This window comes from Stenotrophomonas sp. B2, from assembly GCF_014947095.1.
GTDB lineage: Bacteria > Pseudomonadota > Gammaproteobacteria > Xanthomonadales > Xanthomonadaceae > Stenotrophomonas > Stenotrophomonas maltophilia_P.
The window spans coordinates 38983-53292 of the sequence record NZ_JADCQA010000013.1; the positions used below are offsets into that span (position 1 = coordinate 38983).

Here is a 14310-nt window from a genome sequence, read left to right on the forward strand (position 1 = left end):
CATCAGCAATCGCCATGCCCGGCGATCGATCAGTCCGCCGCCGGTGCCGGCAACGGGTCGATGTGGCCGCATTTGCCGCAGGTACGCAGTTCCAGGCTGGCGTGGTAACGCGCGAAGACCTTGGGCAGGTCGGTCTCGATGTTCTGCAGCGCGAAGAACTCCTCATGCAACTTGTGGTTGCAGCGCTCGCAATGCCAGATCACACCGTCCATCTCGTGCGGCAGCCGCCTGCGCTCCACGACCAGCCCGACGCCGCCCGGTGGCCGGCGCGGCGAGTGCGGCACCTTCGCCGGCAGCAGGAAGATCTCGCCGGCACGGATCGGGATGTCGCGGACCGCGCCATCCTCCTGGACCTTCAGCACCATCTCCCCCTCGAGCTGGTAGAACCACTCGGGGCCTTCGTCGTAGTGATAATCGGTGCGCGAGTTCGGCCCGCCGACCACCATGACGATGAAGTCGCCGTTGTCGATCATCTTGTTGCCCACCGGCGGTTTCAGCAGGTGACGATGTTCTTCGATCCAGGCGTGCAGGTTGATCGGCGAGGCGAGCATGGTCGGGCTCCGTGGGGGATCAGTCGCGCTTGCCCTTGCGGGGGACATAGGAAAGCGCTTTCTCGTAAGCCGGCTGCAGATCTTCCGGCGAGCCCACATCGATGCCCATTTCGCGCACGCGGCCATCCTTCAGGCTGTAGACCCAGCCATGCACCATCAGCTTCTGGCCGCGTGCCCAGGCGTCCTGCACGATGGTCGAGCGGCACAGGTTGGCGACCTGCTCGATGACATTCAGCTCGCACAGGCGGGCATGACGCAGCTCGTCGGTCTCCAGCGCATCGATGATCGCCGCGTGCTTCTGCATCACGTCGCCGACGTGGCGCAGCCAGTTGTCCGCCAGGCCGACGCGGGTGTTGTGCAGGCAGGCATGCACGCCGCCGCAACCGTAGTGGCCCACGATGAGGATGTGCTTCACCTTCAGCTGGTCCACCGCGTACTGCACCACGCTCAGGCAGTTCAGGTCGGTGTGGGCGACCACGTTGGCGACGTTGCGATGCACGAACACTTCGCCCGGTGCCATGCCGATGATCTGGTTGGCCGGCACGCGCGAATCGGAGCAGCCGATCCACAGGTATTCCGGGTGCTGCTGCTTGGCCAGCTGATGGAAGAACTCGGGATCTTCCTTCTCGATGCGGTCGGCCCAGTCGCGGTTGTTCTGCAGCAGCTTGTGGATGTCTTTCATGTTCGGGTCCCTGACCTCGGTGGGGGCAAGTCGCGGCTGTCCGGCCGCGTCGTCGCGGGAGTCGGTGCGTTCAGCCGCCGGCGGCGGCCTCATCGCGGAACCAGCGCATCCACTGCGCCAGTTCGGTGGAAGGAGGGGTGTGCAGGCGATCCAACGCGTCGATCACCGCCTGCTGGTTGGCATCAGGATGGTTCTGGCTGAGCTTCAGTTTCAGCTGTACCTGTTCGACGTGGAAGTGGAACCCGACGATGGCGCGCAGCTCCGGGCCGTGTTCGGGACGGTCAGCCTCGAACCGCCACTGCTGGCCGACGCTGGCCTCAAAGCGGTCGCTAATGTCGCCGACCAGCTGGGCCAGCGCATCGGTGCCGTCGAACGGCTGCAGCTGTCCGCGCAGCTCGGCAGCGGCATAGTTCCAGGTCGGAACGCGTGCCGCCGGTTCCTTGTCCGGATACCAGCTGGCCGAGACGTAGCCATGCGGGCCGTCGACCAGCACCTTGGCGGTGCCTTGGCGACGCGACTGCGGGTTGGCCCGCGCCCAGTGGCCGCGCAGTTCGATGCGCTGGCCATCACGCCGGTACAGCACCGGCACGCGGGTCAGCTCGGGCAGGCCGTCGTCACCGGTGGTGAGCACGGTGACGAACGGATCGCGCGCCAGCAGGCGGTCCAGCCAGATCAGATCGGTCTCGGCGAAGGCGCACGGAGTGAACATCGGCCTGGGCTCAGGCGCGCCCGCCCAGCGATTGCACCATGCGGCCACGCAGGCCCTCGTCGCTGTCGGCGTGCGGTGGCTGCACCTCATGCAGGCTGAAGCCGCGCACCAGCGCGTCTTCTTCGTCCAGGCCGTCGAATTCGACGAAATCGGCGTCGAACAGCTGCGCGCGGGCAGTGTCCTCGCTGTCGTAGCTGAGGGTGTTGCCATCACTGTCGAGCACTTCGGCCGTGCCGGCCGGGCGCACGCGCAGGCGGGCCCAGATCAGGGTGTTGCCGAGGCTGGCCAGCCACCAGCTGTCGTGCGGGGCGGAGAGATCGTTCATGTATGCGTTACCAGAGCGAAGCCAGCCAGAGCAGGGCGGCCATGCCCAGTCCGGCCAGCAGGGTCAGCAGCGAAACCCAGGCGGGCGTGGCCAACCCGGACAGCGAGCGATCCGGCTGCTGCCGGTAGTCGCGGCGCAGCAGCCAGGCCAGGGCATCGGGCTTGAGGAAGGCGCCGCTGCCGAAGCGCTGTGCCAGCGCCGGATGGCGGTCACGCACGTGCACCAGGGTCAGCGGCCAGAAGATCACGAAGGCACTGAACCCGGCCACTGCGACGCCGACAAAGCAGAGGGCGAAGAACAGGGTCATGGGGGCAGTACCTCCGTGGTCGGTGGTGGGGCTTAGAAGTCCGCGCTGCCGGGAGCGCGCGGGTAAGGAATCGCATCGCGGATGTTGGACAGGCCGCAGACGTACACCACCAGGCGCTCGAAGCCCAGGCCGAAGCCGGCGTGCGGCACCGAGCCGTAGCGACGGAAATCGCGGTACCAGCTGTAATGCTCACGGTCCAGGCCGAACTGGGCCATGCGCGCGTCCAGCACGTCCAGGCGCTCTTCGCGCTGGCTGCCACCGATGATCTCGCCGATGCCCGGCGCCAGCACGTCCATCGCGGCGACCGTCTTGCCGTCGTCGTTCAGGCGCATGTAGAACGCCTTGATGTGCTCGGGGTAGTTGGTCACCACCACCGGGCGGCCGACGTGTTCCTCGGTCAGCCAGCGCTCGTGTTCGGTCTGCAGGTCCAGGCCCCATTCGACCGGGAAGTCGAACTTCCGGCCAGACTTCTGCAGCAGGCTGACTGCATCGGTGTAGTCGATGCGCTCGAACGGCGCGTTGATGAAGTCTTCCAGCTTGGTGATCGCGTTCTTGTCCACGCGTTCGGCGATGAAGGCCAGATCATCGCTGCGCTCGTTCAGCACCGCGCGGAACAGGTACTTGAGGAACTCCTCGGCCAGGCGCGCATCTTCGGCCAGGTCGGCGAAGGCGATCTCCGGCTCGATCATCCAGAACTCCGCCAGATGGCGGGTGGTGTGGCTGTTCTCGGCGCGGAAGGTCGGGCCGAAGGTATACACCTTGCTCAGGGCCAGGCAGTAGGCCTCGACGTTCAGCTGGCCGGACACGGTCAGGAACGTCTCCTTGCCGAAGAAGTCGCGGCTGAAATCGATCGCGCCCTTCTCATCGCGCGGCAGGTTCACCATGTCCAGCGTGGACACGCGGAACATCTGGCCGGCGCCTTCGGCGTCGGAGGTGGTGATGATCGGGGTGCTGATCCAGTTGAAACCGTTCTCGTGGAAGAAGCGGTGCACGGCCTGGGCCAGGCAGTTGCGGATGCGGGTGACCGCGCCGAACAGGTTGGTGCGCGGGCGCAGGTGCGCCACTTCACGCAGGAACTCCGGCGTCATCGGCTTGGGCTGGATCGGGTAGGTGAGCGGGTCTTCGACCCAGCCGACCACTTCGACCGCACTGGCCTGGATCTCGAACGACTGGCCCTTGCCCTGCGATTTCACCAGGATGCCGGTGGCCACCAGCGAGCAGCCGGTGGTGAGGCGCTTGATCTCGTCGAAGTTGACCAGGGTGTCGTTGGCTACGACCTGGATCGGGGCGAAGCAGGAGCCGTCGGTCACATTCACGAAGGCCAGATTCGCTGAACCGCGCACCGTGCGCACCCATCCGCGTACCGTGACTTCGCCGCCTTCCGGGATCTTCCCGGCAAGCGCATGTTCAACGCTGACCACCGTCATGACTTGAATCCTCTGCTGATCGACTCGATCTGTGAACACGGGAGTTTACCGGTTGCAGCGTTCTGCTTGCGAGGCATTTCTGCGGCCCAAGCCTCCCTATAATGTCCCTGTTCCTCTGGAGTAGTCCCATGGCTGTCAGCCTGACCCCCATTGCCTTCGAGCGCGTGCAGCGCTTCGTCGCCCAGACCCCGGGTGCGCTGGGCCTGCGCTTCGGCGTGACCAAGACCGGCTGCTCCGGCTGGGGCCACGTGACCGACCTAGCCCGTGACGAGCGCGAGGGCGATACGGTGTTCGACCAGGACGGCGTGAAGATCTACGTCGATGCACAGAGCCTGGCCCTGGTCGACGGCACCGTGATCGACTTCGGCAAGCACGGCCTGAGCGAGACCTTCACGTTCAGCAACCCGAACGCGACCGCCGAGTGCGGCTGCGGCGAGAGCTTCACCACCGACGCCGACAAGGCCTGAGGGCCGCTTCCCCGGGGTCGTGCCGGCCGGTCCTCGGGCAGGTCCCGGTGCTGCCGGGTTCAGGTTCGGCCACGGTTGCCCGGTTGCCCCATCTGCGCCATAATGCGCGGCTTCCTGCCTTCCTGGCGGGAACCCTTGCCCCACCGCGGTCTCAACGGCGGGGGGCTGTCCGGCCGCAAGGCCACATCCGAAAGGTAGAAAAAAACATGAGTCGTCATTACGAAATCGTGTTCATGGTCCACCCGGACCAGAGCGAGCAGGTCCCGGCCATGATCGAGCGCTACAAGTCGCTGGTCGAGAACGGCAACGGCACCATCCACCGTCTGGAAGACTGGGGCCGTCGCCAGCTGGCATACCCGATCCAGAACCTGGTGAAGGCGCACTACGTGCTGCTGAACATCGAAGCCGACCAGGCCGTGCTGAACGAGCTGACCGAAAGCTTCCGCTTCAACGACGCCGTGCTGCGCAACCTGGTCATCAAGCGTGACGAGGCTGACACCGAGCAGTCGCTGATCATGAAGAGCAAGGACGAGAAGGGTGACAAGCCGGAGCGCGGTGAGCGCCGTCGTCGTGACGACGAAGAAGGCGAGTCCACCACCACCGCTGACAACGAAGCCGGCGAAGACGCCGCTTCCGCCGCCTAAGGAGCCTTCCCATGTCCAAGTTCTTCCGTCGCCGCAAGTTCTGCAAGTTCACGGCTGAAGGTGTCAAGGAGATCGACTACAAGGATCTCAACACCCTGCGCCAGTACCTGACCGAGAACGGCAAGATCGTGCCGAGCCGCGTCACCGGTACCAAGTCGAAGTACCAGCGTCAGCTGGCGACCGCCGTCAAGCGCGCTCGCTTCCTGGCCCTGATTCCGTACACCGACAACCACGACGTCTGATGCCCGGCGGGGTGGCCGCGCGCCGCCCCGTTGTGCCAGCTATTCGGACAGCCTTTGTTGCGGGGCATCGCCTCGCTAACGAATAACTTATCTGGAGTAAAACCATGCAGCTGATCCTCCTGCAGAAGGTCACCAACCTCGGCAACCTGGGTGACCTGGTCACCGTCAAGCCGGGCTACGGCCGCAACTTCCTCGTGCCGCAGGGCAAGGCCGTGCCGGCCACCGAGAGCAACAAGGCAGAGTTCGAAGCCAAGCGCGCCGAGTACGAAGCCAAGGCCCAGTCCATCCACGCCGAGGCTGAAGCCCGCAAGGCGAAGCTGGAAGGCGCGAGTGTCACCATCGCCGCCAATGCTTCGACCGAAGGCAAGCTGTACGGCTCGGTCGGCCCGCGCGACATCGCCGAGGCCTTCACCGCCGCCGGCCTGCCGCTGGAAAAGAGCGAAGTCATCCTGGGCGAAGGCGCGTTCCGCAACATCGGCGAGTACGACGTGCTGATCCACCTGCACGCCGACGTCGAGACCACCGTCAAGGTCGTCGTCGAAGCCGAAGCCTGATCCCACGCCGCAAGGCCTGGCATCACCGCAGAACGGGCGCCCGCGAGGGTGCCCGTTTTGTTTTGTCGGTCCGCCCGACGGGCGCGCGGGCCCCGATGTTCCACGCCCATTCGTAGAACACGGCCACATCGGTATACTCAGGGCGTCACACCCGTTCCACGGTCGGCGATCCCAGCAGGATCAATGACTTGGAGGGTAAACGCAGGCCGCTTGCCGGCCCCAGTCCGGAACCCCTATGCGTCTTTCCACGATCAAGCTGTCCGGCTTCAAGTCTTTCGTCGATCCGACCACCCTGCATCTGCCGACCAACATGACCGGCGTGGTGGGGCCCAATGGCTGCGGCAAGTCGAACATCATCGACGCCGTGCGCTGGGTCATGGGCGAAAGTTCGGCCAGCCGCCTGCGCGGCGACTCGCTGACCGACGTGATCTTCTCCGGTTCCAACGCCCGCAAGCCCGTCTCGCAGGCCACGGTCGAGCTGATCTTCGACAACTCCGACCACACCATCTCCGGCGAATACGCCTCGTTCAACGAGATCTCGGTCAAGCGCACGGTCAGCCGCGACGGCACCAGCAACTACTACCTCAACGGCACCAAGTGCCGCCGCCGCGACATCACCGATCTTTTCCTGGGGACCGGCCTGGGCCCGCGCAGCTACTCGATCATCGAACAGGGCATGATCAGCCAGATCATCGAGGCGCGTCCCGAGGATCTGCGCGTCTACCTGGAAGAGGCGGCCGGAATCTCCAAGTACAAGGAGCGGCGCAAGGAAACCGAAACCCGCATCCGCCACACCCGCGAGAACCTTGATCGCCTGGGCGACCTGCGTGAGGAGATCAGCAAGCAGCTCGAGCACCTCAAGCGCCAGGCCCGGCAGGCGGAGCAGTACCAGGCGTTGCAGGAAGAGCGCAGGGTCAAGGATGCCGAGTGGAAGGCGCTGGAGTTCCGAGGCCTCGATGGGCGCCTGTCGAAGCTTCGCGAGGGCCTGTCGCAGGAAGAAACCCGGCTTCAGCAGCTGATCGCGGACCAGCGCGACGCCGAGGCCCGCATCGAGACCTCGCGCATGCGCCGCGAGGAAGCGGCCGACGCACTCAATACCGCGCAGGCCGCGGTCTACCAAGTCGGTAGTACCTTGGCCCGACTGGAGCAGCAGATCCAGCACCAGCGCGAGCTGTCGCAGCGCCTGCACAAGGCCCGCGACGAGACGCGGCAGGCATTGGCCGAGCTGGGCCAGCACATCAGTGGCGACGAGGCCAAGCTGATGGTGCTGCGCGAGGCGGTGGACGCCGCGACCCCGCAGCTGGAGGCGCTGCAGGAAGAGAACGAGATCAAGCAGGAAAGCCTGCGCGAGGCCGAAGCCCGCCTGGCCGACTGGCAGCACCGCTGGGAACAGCACACATCACAGAGTTCCGAAGCCTCGCGCGCCGGCGATGTCGAGCGCACCCGCGTGGACTACCTGGACCGGCAGATCCTCGATGCCGACCGGCGTCGCGAGGCGCTGGCCGCCGAGCGTGCCGGGCTGGACGTGGACGCGCTGGAAGAAGCCTTCGAGCAGCTGCACCTGCAGCACGACACGCAGAAGACCGCACTGGACGAGCTGAGCGAACAGGTCGAGCAGCGCAAGCAGGGCGTGGCCACCGTGCAGGAACAGCAGCGCAACGGTCAGAACGAACTGGCCGAACTGCGCAAGCAGGTCAATGGCCTGCGCGGTCGCCTGGCATCGCTGGAAACCCTGCAGCAGGCCGCACTCGGCCAGGAGCAGGGCGCCGCGGTTGCCTGGTTGAAGGCGCGCGGGCTGGATTCGGCCGCGCGCGTGGGCGAGCGCCTGGATGTCGATGCCGGTTGGGAAAATGCGGTGGAAAGCGCCCTCGGCCAGCTGATCGAAGGCGTGCTGGTGGACGACCCGGCAGGCCTGGTCGATGCGCTGGGCGAACTGGGCGAAGGCCGAATCGCACTGGTGTCTGACGATGCCAGCGATCTGGACGTCGCCGCGACATCGCTGGCCGCGCGCGTGCGCGGACCGACGGCGATCCGACGCCTGCTGGCGCATCTGCATGGCGCGCGGGATCTGGACGAGGCCCGTGCCCTGCAGGCCCGGCTGCCCGCCGGTGATTCGATCATCACCCAGCGCGGCGAGCGTCTCGGCCAGGGCTGGGTGCGCGTGTCGCGCTCCGGTGCGGCCAAGCAGGGTGCGCTGCTGCGCGAGCGCGAGATCAATGAGCTGCGCGAGCAGATCGAACAGCTGCAGAACCGTGAGGTCGAGCTGGAAGATCAGCTGTCCGGCTTCCGCGAGCAGCTGCTGGCCGCCGAACAGCAACGCGAAGATGCGCAACGGGCGCTGTACCTCGCGCATCGTGCGGTATCCGAGCTGGCAGGTCAGCTTCAGGGCCAGCAGGGAAAGGTGGAGGCCGCACGCACGCGCATCGATCGCATCGAAGGCGAGCTGAGCCAACTGCTGGAGACCCTCGAGGTCAACCGCGAGCAGGCGCGCGAGGCACGTTCGCGGCTGGAGAGTGCCGTCAGCAGCATGGGCGACCTGGAATCGACCCGGCAGGCCCTGGAAAGCGAACGCCGGCAGCTGGCCGAAGCACGCGACCTCGCCCGCGAAGCCGCACGGGCGGTGCGCGAACGCTCGCATTCGCTGGCACTGACCCTGGAATCGCAGCGCGCACAGGTGGCATCGCTGAGCCAGGCGCTGGAGCGCATGAGCACCCAGCGCGGGCAGCTGGATTCGCGCCTGGGCGAACTGCATTCGCAGCTGGACGAGGGTGATTCGCCGGTCGAATCGCTGCAGGCCGAGCACCAGAATGCGCTGGAAGAGCGCGTGCGTGCCGACCGTGTCCTGGCCGAAGCGCGTACTCTGCTTGATGGCATCGACGCCGAGCTGCGCAATTTCGAACAGACCCGCCACCAGCGTGATGAGCAGGCGCTGGCGCAGCGCGAGCGTATTTCCCAGCGGAAGCTGGACCAGCAGGCCCTGGTGCTCAGTGCTGACACCCTGCAGGCTGCGGTGGAGAAGGCCGGCTTCGTGATGGCCGACCTGCTCAACGCATTGCCCGAGGACGCCCGCCTGGGGGACTGGGAGCAGGCCGTGCACCAGATCGACGGTCGCATGCGCCGGCTGGAGCCGGTCAACCTGGCGGCGATCCACGAGTATGGCGAGGCATCGCAGCGGTCGGAGTATCTCGATTCGCAGCATGTGGACCTGACCACGGCGCTGGAGACCCTGGAAGACGCCATCCGCAAGATCGACCGCGAAACCCGCGGCCGATTCAAGGATACGTTCGACCGGGTCAACGCCGGTGTGCAGGCCCTCTATCCGCGCCTGTTCGGCGGTGGCCATGCCTATCTGGAACTGACCGGTGAAGATCTGCTCGACACCGGCGTGACCATCATGGCGCGTCCGCCGGGCAAGCGCGTATCCAGCATCTCGCTGCTGTCCGGCGGCGAGAAGGCGATGACCGCGGTGGCGCTGGTGTTCGCGATCTTCCAGCTCAATCCGGCGCCGTTCTGCCTGCTGGACGAAGTGGACGCACCGCTGGACGAGGCCAACGTGGGCCGCCTGGCCAACATGGTCAAGGAAATGAGCGAGAAGGTGCAGTTCCTGTTCGTCAGCCACAACAAGGCGACGATGGAAGCTGCGCAGCAGCTGTCGGGCGTGACCATGCGCGAGCCGGGCGTCAGCCGCCTGGTCAGCGTGGACCTGGAAGAGGCCGCGCGATTGGCGGGCGCGGCCTGACGTGCCATCCTAGTTAACTGAATGAACTAGCCGGAGAACCTATCGAATGTCCGACACGGCACTGTTGCGCATCGGCATCCTGGCCGCCGGCCTGCTGTTGATCGCCGCGATCTTCCTGTTTGGCCGTCCGAAGAAGAAGCCCCAGGGCCGCCGCGTGGAAGGCACCGAACCGACCAGCAGCGAGCGCCGCGAACCGGTCCTGGGCGAGGACGGCGTACCGTTGGCCGATACCCGCCTCGATCCGGCACTGGGCGAAGAGGGTCAACAGGCCGAGCTGGGCCTGGCCGACACCGACGCCGGCGCGGCCAGCGACCTGGGCAAGCGCGCCACCCAGGATTTCGACAAGATCGTCTCGCTGTTCGTGGCCGCACGGGCCGGCGAGCAGCTGCGCGGCGAGGACATCGTCGTGGCGGCCGAGAAAACCGGTCTGGTGTTCGGCCACATGAACGTGTTCCATCGTCTGGTGGAGGGCCATCCGGAACGGGGGCCGATCTTCTCGATGGCCAGCATCATGAAGCCGGGCAGTTTCGACATGGCCAACATCCGTGCCATGGAGACACCGGCCATCGCCTTCTTCCTGACCCTGCCGGCGCCGCTGACCGCGCTCGATGCCTGGGAGAAGATGCTGCCGACCGTGCAGCGCATGGCCGAGCTGCTGGATGGCGTGGTGCTGGACGACAGCCGCAACGCGCTCGGCCGCCAGCGCATCGCCCACATCCGTGACGAGCTGCGTGCCTATGACCGCCAGCACCAGGCGCCGCCCCTGACCAAGACCCCGCGCTGGTAAGCGCGGTCATCCCGGGCATGCCGACCCACGGTCGGCACCCACCACCACGGCAGATCCATCGCCTGCGTGGATGAAGTCAGGAAGGCACCCCGGCGACCTGGGCGAACGCGGCGCGGAACGCTGCCATCTCCTCCTCGGTGCCAACGGTCACACGGACGCGCTGCGGCCAGATCGGCCAGCTGCGACCGATCACCACACCCTGTGCGGCCATCGCCCTGGCAAAGGCGGCACCGTCGCGCTGGACGTCCACCACGAAACAGTTCGCTTCCGACGGCAGGCAGCTGAAGCCACGCTTGCCCAGCCAGGCGATGGTCGCCTGCCGGATCTTCGCGTTCTGCAGACGGCGCTGCGGAACCAGCTGCGGATCGTGCAGGCTGGCCAGAGCGGCGGCCAGCGCCGGCACCGGCAACGGGTTGTCGCCGAGGCTGCCCAGCTCGCGCAGGCGATCGGGATGGGCCGCTGCCGCGCCCAGACGCAGTCCGGCCATGCCATACAGCTTGGAGAAGGTGCGCAGCACGATCAGGTCATCGCGCTCCGCCACCTGCGCGATCAGGCTCGGCTGGTCGCTGTACTGCAGGTACGCTTCGTCCACCAGTACCCGGGTTCCGGCGGGCTTGCTGGCCAGCAGCCAGGCGAGCTCGGCGGGCGGGCTGATCGAACCCGTGGGGTTGTTGGGGTTGCACACATACATCAGCCCGGTCGGGCGCGCGTGCGCGGCAGCCACCATCGCGCGCACATCGTGCGCGCCGTCGCTGCGCAGAGGCACTCGGCTGACGTGTGCGCCCCGCGCGGCGGCCACGTCGCCAATCGCCTCGAAGGTCGGATCAGCCACGACCAGGCCCTGCTGCGGGCCGGTCCAGATTGCGGCGGCACGGTTCAGGGGCTCGCTGGAGCCCGGGTACAGGCGCAGGTGATCGGCACTGACGCCGCTGAGTTCGACGAATGCATCACGGACCTGCGCCGCCAGCTCGAAGCGGTAGCGGCCGCAGCGCGCGATGCTGTCGCGAGCGGCCGATTGCGCAGCGGCGGAAGGCCCATACGGGCATTCATTGAAGTTCAGCAGCACCGGCCCATCGGCGCGCGGCGACGCGGGAGCCGCAGCCGGGGCGGTTTGCGCGTATCCCAGGCCCGGCAGGCCACTGCCGGCGACGGCGAGGCCGGCACCGGCCAGCTGCAGGAAGCGACGACGGGAGGCAGGCAGGGTCATGGGCAGGTTTCCGGAGGGCGGCCGACGCACGCTAGCGCTGCCGGTGGAGGGCGGCAAGCCCGTCTTTCGCGGAGCGGGGCCCGGCGCTGCCGGGGCGGGGACGTTACAGGGCATGACGGCCGGGCGCGGTAGAATCCCCAGCCGCCCCAGAATCACCGATCACGATGAGCCCCAGCCCCGCCGAACGCGTCGATGAACTCCGCCGGCAGATCGCCCAGGCCAACCGCGCCTATCACGAGCTGGATGCGCCGGAGATCCCCGACGTCGATTACGACCGGCTGGTGCGCGAGCTGGAAGCACTGGAACGTGCGCACCCCGAACTGGCCCGCGCGGACAGCCCGACCCAGCAGGTCGGCGCGCGTCCCTCCGGGCGTTTCGCTGAAGTCCGCCACGCGGTGCCGATGCTGTCGTTGTCCAATGCCTTCAGCGATGAGGAGGTGACCGACTTCGTGCGCCGCATCGACGAACGCCTGCGACGCGGTGCCGCGCGCTTTTCGGCGGAGCCGAAGATGGACGGGCTGGCGATCAGCCTGCGCTACGAGGATGGACATTTCGTTCTGGGTGCGACCCGCGGCGATGGCACGACCGGCGAAGACGTCACGGCCAACCTGCGCGAGATCGGCGACATCCCCCGGCGTCTGCACGGCAAGGGCTGGCCGGACGTGCTGGAAGTGCGCGGTGAGGTCTACATGGCCCGTGCCGACTTTGAAGCCTACAACGATCGCGCGCGGCTGCATGGCGGCAAGGTACTGGCCAACCCGCGCAATGCGGCGGCCGGGTCGCTGCGCCAGCTCGACCCGAAGATCAGCGCACAGCGCAAGCTCAGCTTCTTCGCCTACGGCACCGGAGAAGTGCAGGGCGGCGAACTGCCCGATACCCACTCGGGCACGCTCGCGCAGCTGGGTGCCTGGGGCTTCCCGGTCAGCGATCTGTGCAGGGTGGTGGAAGGCGCCGATGGATTGCTGGCCTACTACCGCGATATCGGCGCACGCCGCGATGGCCTGCCCTTCGACATCGATGGCGTGGTCTACAAGCTGGACGACCGCGCTGGCCAGCAGGCGATGGGTTTCGTCTCGCGCGCACCGCGCTGGGCCATCGCGCACAAGTTCCCGGCGCAGGAACAGAGCACCACGCTGGAAGCGATCGAGATCCAGATCGGCCGCACCGGCGCTGCCACTCCGGTCGCGCGCCTGGCGCCGGTCGCCGTGGCCGGCGTGATCGTCTCCAACGCAACCCTGCACAATGCGGACCAGATCGAGCGCCTGGACGTGCGGGTGGGTGACAGCGTGATCGTGCGCCGTGCCGGCGACGTGATTCCCGAAGTGGTCAGCGTCATCCTCGACCGCCGGCCGCCGGGCACCACGCCGTGGCAGATGCCCACGCGCTGCCCGGTCTGTGGCTCGGAGATCGTGCGCGAAGAGGGCGCGGCCGCGTGGCGCTGCTCCGGTGAGTTGTCGTGCCCGGCGCAGCGCAAGGAGGCCATCGCCCATTTCGCTTCACGTCGCGCGATGGATATCGATGGCCTGGGTGACAAGTACATCGAAACCCTGGTGGATGCCGGCATCGTCAAGGGCGTGGCGGACCTGTACCGGCTCACCCGCGACCAGCTGCTGCACCTGAAGCTGGTGCTCGACGCGGAAGATCCGTCCGCGCTGGCCGCCAGCCTGGCGCCGCACCTGCCGGCCGAAGGCAGCGGCACCGTGCTCAATGCCGTGCTCAAGCTCGATGGCAACGATGTGGCCTGGCGCGCGAACGCACTGGCGCAGCCGGCCAGCTTCGAGTGGAACACGAAGAAGATCGCGACCCGCTGGGCCGACAACCTGATCGCCGCGATCGACACCAGTCGTGCCACCACGCTGGAACGGCTGTTGTTCGCGCTGGGCATCGAACATGTCGGCGAAAGCACGGCCAAGGCGTTGGCGCAGTGGTTCGGTGATCTGGCCTTGATCCGACGGCTGCCCTGGCCACTGTTCAAGCGCGTGCCGGACATCGGTGGCGAAGTGGCACGTTCGCTCGGTCACTTCTTCGAGCAGCAGGGCAACCAGCAGGCCATCGACGATCTGCTGCAGGTTGGCCAGGTGCGCATCAGCGACGTGCATCCGCCCAGTGCGAAGCTGCGTGAGGGGCTGGACCTGGCTCAGCTGCTGGTGGAATCGGAGATCCCCGGCATCACCCGCCTGCGCGCGGAAAAGCTGGTGGCGGTGCTGCCCAGCGCGCAGGCCGTGCTCGATGCCGAGCATGGCCAGTTCGTCAATGCCGGATTGCCCGAGGACACCGCGCGCGGCCTTGCCCAGTGGCTGGAAGCGGACAGCCATGGCGTGATGCTGCTGGCTGCCGAGGAGGCGATGCAGCAGATCCTGGCCAAGGCGCCCGCGCTGACCGAAATCGTCGCCGGTCCGCTCGACGGGCAGACCGTGGTCCTGACCGGCACCCTGGCCCAGCTCACCCGCGATGTGGCCAAGGAGCGACTGGAGGCGCTGGGAGCCAAGGTGTCCGGCAGCGTGTCGAAGAAGACCCACTTCGTGGTGGCGGGTACCGAAGCCGGCTCCAAGCTGGACAAGGCGCAGGCCCTGGGAGTGCCGGTGTGGGACGAAGCGCGTCTGCTGGCCTTCCTCGCCGACCACGAATGATCACCCTGCCGGGCGTGACATGCGCCCGGCCCGAAACAG

At 67.1% G+C, this 14310-nt stretch carries 14 protein-coding genes; 7 read left to right on the forward strand and 7 right to left on the reverse strand.

Going from position 1 to position 14310, the window contains the following annotated elements; all coding sequences use genetic code 11:
* Positions 1 to 29 precede the first annotated feature (29 nt).
* The 6 genes from IMX13_RS15115 to asnS form a co-directional block, all read right to left on the reverse strand.
* Complete coding sequence (locus IMX13_RS15115) at positions 30 to 551, reverse strand: 3-hydroxyanthranilate 3,4-dioxygenase (RefSeq protein ID WP_128987771.1); 522 nt, start codon at positions 549 to 551, stop codon at positions 30 to 32.
* Between the two features lie 19 nt (positions 552 to 570).
* Positions 571 to 1233 carry a carbonate dehydratase gene (gene can, locus IMX13_RS15120; protein ID WP_053515439.1) on the reverse strand — a complete coding sequence of 221 codons (663 nt, stop codon included), beginning with the start codon at positions 1231 to 1233 and terminating at the stop codon, positions 571 to 573.
* A gap of 70 nt (positions 1234 to 1303) precedes the next feature.
* A complete protein-coding gene (locus IMX13_RS15125; RefSeq protein ID WP_193396653.1) occupies positions 1304 to 1942 on the reverse strand; it encodes an FMN-binding negative transcriptional regulator in 639 nt (212 codons plus the stop codon).
* 10 nt (positions 1943 to 1952) lie between these two features.
* Positions 1953 to 2267, reverse strand: a complete 315-nt coding sequence (locus IMX13_RS15130; protein WP_053515443.1) for a hypothetical protein — start codon at positions 2265 to 2267, stop codon at positions 1953 to 1955.
* A 7-nt stretch (positions 2268 to 2274) separates the two neighbouring features.
* Positions 2275 to 2574, reverse strand: coding sequence for a hypothetical protein (locus IMX13_RS15135; protein WP_053515445.1), 300 nt, complete (start codon positions 2572 to 2574; stop codon positions 2275 to 2277).
* A 32-nt stretch (positions 2575 to 2606) separates the two neighbouring features.
* A complete protein-coding gene (gene asnS / locus IMX13_RS15140; protein WP_065182902.1) occupies positions 2607 to 4001 on the reverse strand; it encodes an asparagine--tRNA ligase in 1395 nt (464 codons plus the stop codon).
* A gap of 128 nt (positions 4002 to 4129) precedes the next feature.
* Here asnS and IMX13_RS15145 point away from each other — a divergent pair, with 128 nt between their 5' ends.
* The 6 genes from IMX13_RS15145 to zipA all read left to right on the forward strand — a co-directional run bounded on the left by IMX13_RS15145 (position 4130) and on the right by zipA (position 10434).
* Positions 4130 to 4468, forward strand: a complete 339-nt coding sequence (locus tag IMX13_RS15145) for an iron-sulfur cluster assembly accessory protein (RefSeq protein ID WP_053515449.1) — start codon at positions 4130 to 4132, stop codon at positions 4466 to 4468.
* Positions 4469 to 4674: 206 nt separating this feature from the next.
* The gene (gene rpsF / locus IMX13_RS15150) at positions 4675 to 5112 is read left to right on the forward strand and encodes a 30S ribosomal protein S6 (protein ID WP_053515451.1); all 438 of its coding nucleotides are present in this window, start codon (positions 4675 to 4677) and stop codon (positions 5110 to 5112) included.
* 11 nt (positions 5113 to 5123) lie between these two features.
* Complete coding sequence (gene rpsR / locus IMX13_RS15155) at positions 5124 to 5354, forward strand: 30S ribosomal protein S18 (RefSeq protein ID WP_002804494.1); 231 nt, start codon at positions 5124 to 5126, stop codon at positions 5352 to 5354.
* A 104-nt stretch (positions 5355 to 5458) separates the two neighbouring features.
* Complete coding sequence (rplI, locus tag IMX13_RS15160) at positions 5459 to 5908, forward strand: 50S ribosomal protein L9 (protein ID WP_053515452.1); 450 nt, start codon at positions 5459 to 5461, stop codon at positions 5906 to 5908.
* Between the two features lie 235 nt (positions 5909 to 6143).
* The gene (gene smc / locus IMX13_RS15165; RefSeq protein WP_065176046.1) at positions 6144 to 9647 is read left to right on the forward strand and encodes a chromosome segregation protein SMC; all 3504 of its coding nucleotides are present in this window, start codon (positions 6144 to 6146) and stop codon (positions 9645 to 9647) included.
* Between the two features lie 46 nt (positions 9648 to 9693).
* The gene (gene zipA / locus IMX13_RS15170; RefSeq protein ID WP_111186144.1) at positions 9694 to 10434 is read left to right on the forward strand and encodes a cell division protein ZipA; all 741 of its coding nucleotides are present in this window, start codon (positions 9694 to 9696) and stop codon (positions 10432 to 10434) included.
* 76 nt (positions 10435 to 10510) lie between these two features.
* Here zipA and IMX13_RS15175 read toward each other — a convergent pair whose 3' ends face one another.
* Positions 10511 to 11641: a pyridoxal phosphate-dependent aminotransferase gene (locus IMX13_RS15175; protein WP_193396654.1), complete on the reverse strand. Its 1131-nt coding sequence runs from the start codon at positions 11639 to 11641 to the stop codon at positions 10511 to 10513.
* A gap of 158 nt (positions 11642 to 11799) precedes the next feature.
* On the opposite strand from IMX13_RS15175, the gene ligA reads away from it, so the two are divergent.
* Positions 11800 to 14271 carry an NAD-dependent DNA ligase LigA gene (gene ligA / locus IMX13_RS15180; RefSeq protein ID WP_193396698.1) on the forward strand — a complete coding sequence of 824 codons (2472 nt, stop codon included), beginning with the start codon at positions 11800 to 11802 and terminating at the stop codon, positions 14269 to 14271.
* Positions 14272 to 14310 lie beyond the last annotated feature (39 nt).

What these genes read in the sequence shown, in the direction of transcription:
- smc (WP_065176046.1), top strand. Translation starts at nt 6,144, where the DNA reads ATGCGTCTTTCCACGATCAAGCTGTCCGGCTTCAAGTCTTTCGTCGAT.
- IMX13_RS15130 (WP_053515443.1), bottom strand. Translation starts at nt 2,267, where the DNA reads ATGAACGATCTCTCCGCCCCGCACGACAGCTGGTGGCTGGCCAGCCTC.
- IMX13_RS15125 (WP_193396653.1), bottom strand. Translation starts at nt 1,942, where the DNA reads ATGTTCACTCCGTGCGCCTTCGCCGAGACCGATCTGATCTGGCTGGAC.
- IMX13_RS15175 (WP_193396654.1), bottom strand. Translation starts at nt 11,641, where the DNA reads ATGACCCTGCCTGCCTCCCGTCGTCGCTTCCTGCAGCTGGCCGGTGCC.
- rplI (WP_053515452.1), top strand. Translation starts at nt 5,459, where the DNA reads ATGCAGCTGATCCTCCTGCAGAAGGTCACCAACCTCGGCAACCTGGGT.
- rpsF (WP_053515451.1), top strand. Translation starts at nt 4,675, where the DNA reads ATGAGTCGTCATTACGAAATCGTGTTCATGGTCCACCCGGACCAGAGC.
- rpsR (WP_002804494.1), top strand. Translation starts at nt 5,124, where the DNA reads ATGTCCAAGTTCTTCCGTCGCCGCAAGTTCTGCAAGTTCACGGCTGAA.
- can (WP_053515439.1), bottom strand. Translation starts at nt 1,233, where the DNA reads ATGAAAGACATCCACAAGCTGCTGCAGAACAACCGCGACTGGGCCGAC.
- IMX13_RS15115 (WP_128987771.1), bottom strand. Translation starts at nt 551, where the DNA reads ATGCTCGCCTCGCCGATCAACCTGCACGCCTGGATCGAAGAACATCGT.
- asnS (WP_065182902.1), bottom strand. Translation starts at nt 4,001, where the DNA reads ATGACGGTGGTCAGCGTTGAACATGCGCTTGCCGGGAAGATCCCGGAA.
- IMX13_RS15135 (WP_053515445.1), bottom strand. Translation starts at nt 2,574, where the DNA reads ATGACCCTGTTCTTCGCCCTCTGCTTTGTCGGCGTCGCAGTGGCCGGG.
- IMX13_RS15145 (WP_053515449.1), top strand. Translation starts at nt 4,130, where the DNA reads ATGGCTGTCAGCCTGACCCCCATTGCCTTCGAGCGCGTGCAGCGCTTC.
- zipA (WP_111186144.1), top strand. Translation starts at nt 9,694, where the DNA reads ATGTCCGACACGGCACTGTTGCGCATCGGCATCCTGGCCGCCGGCCTG.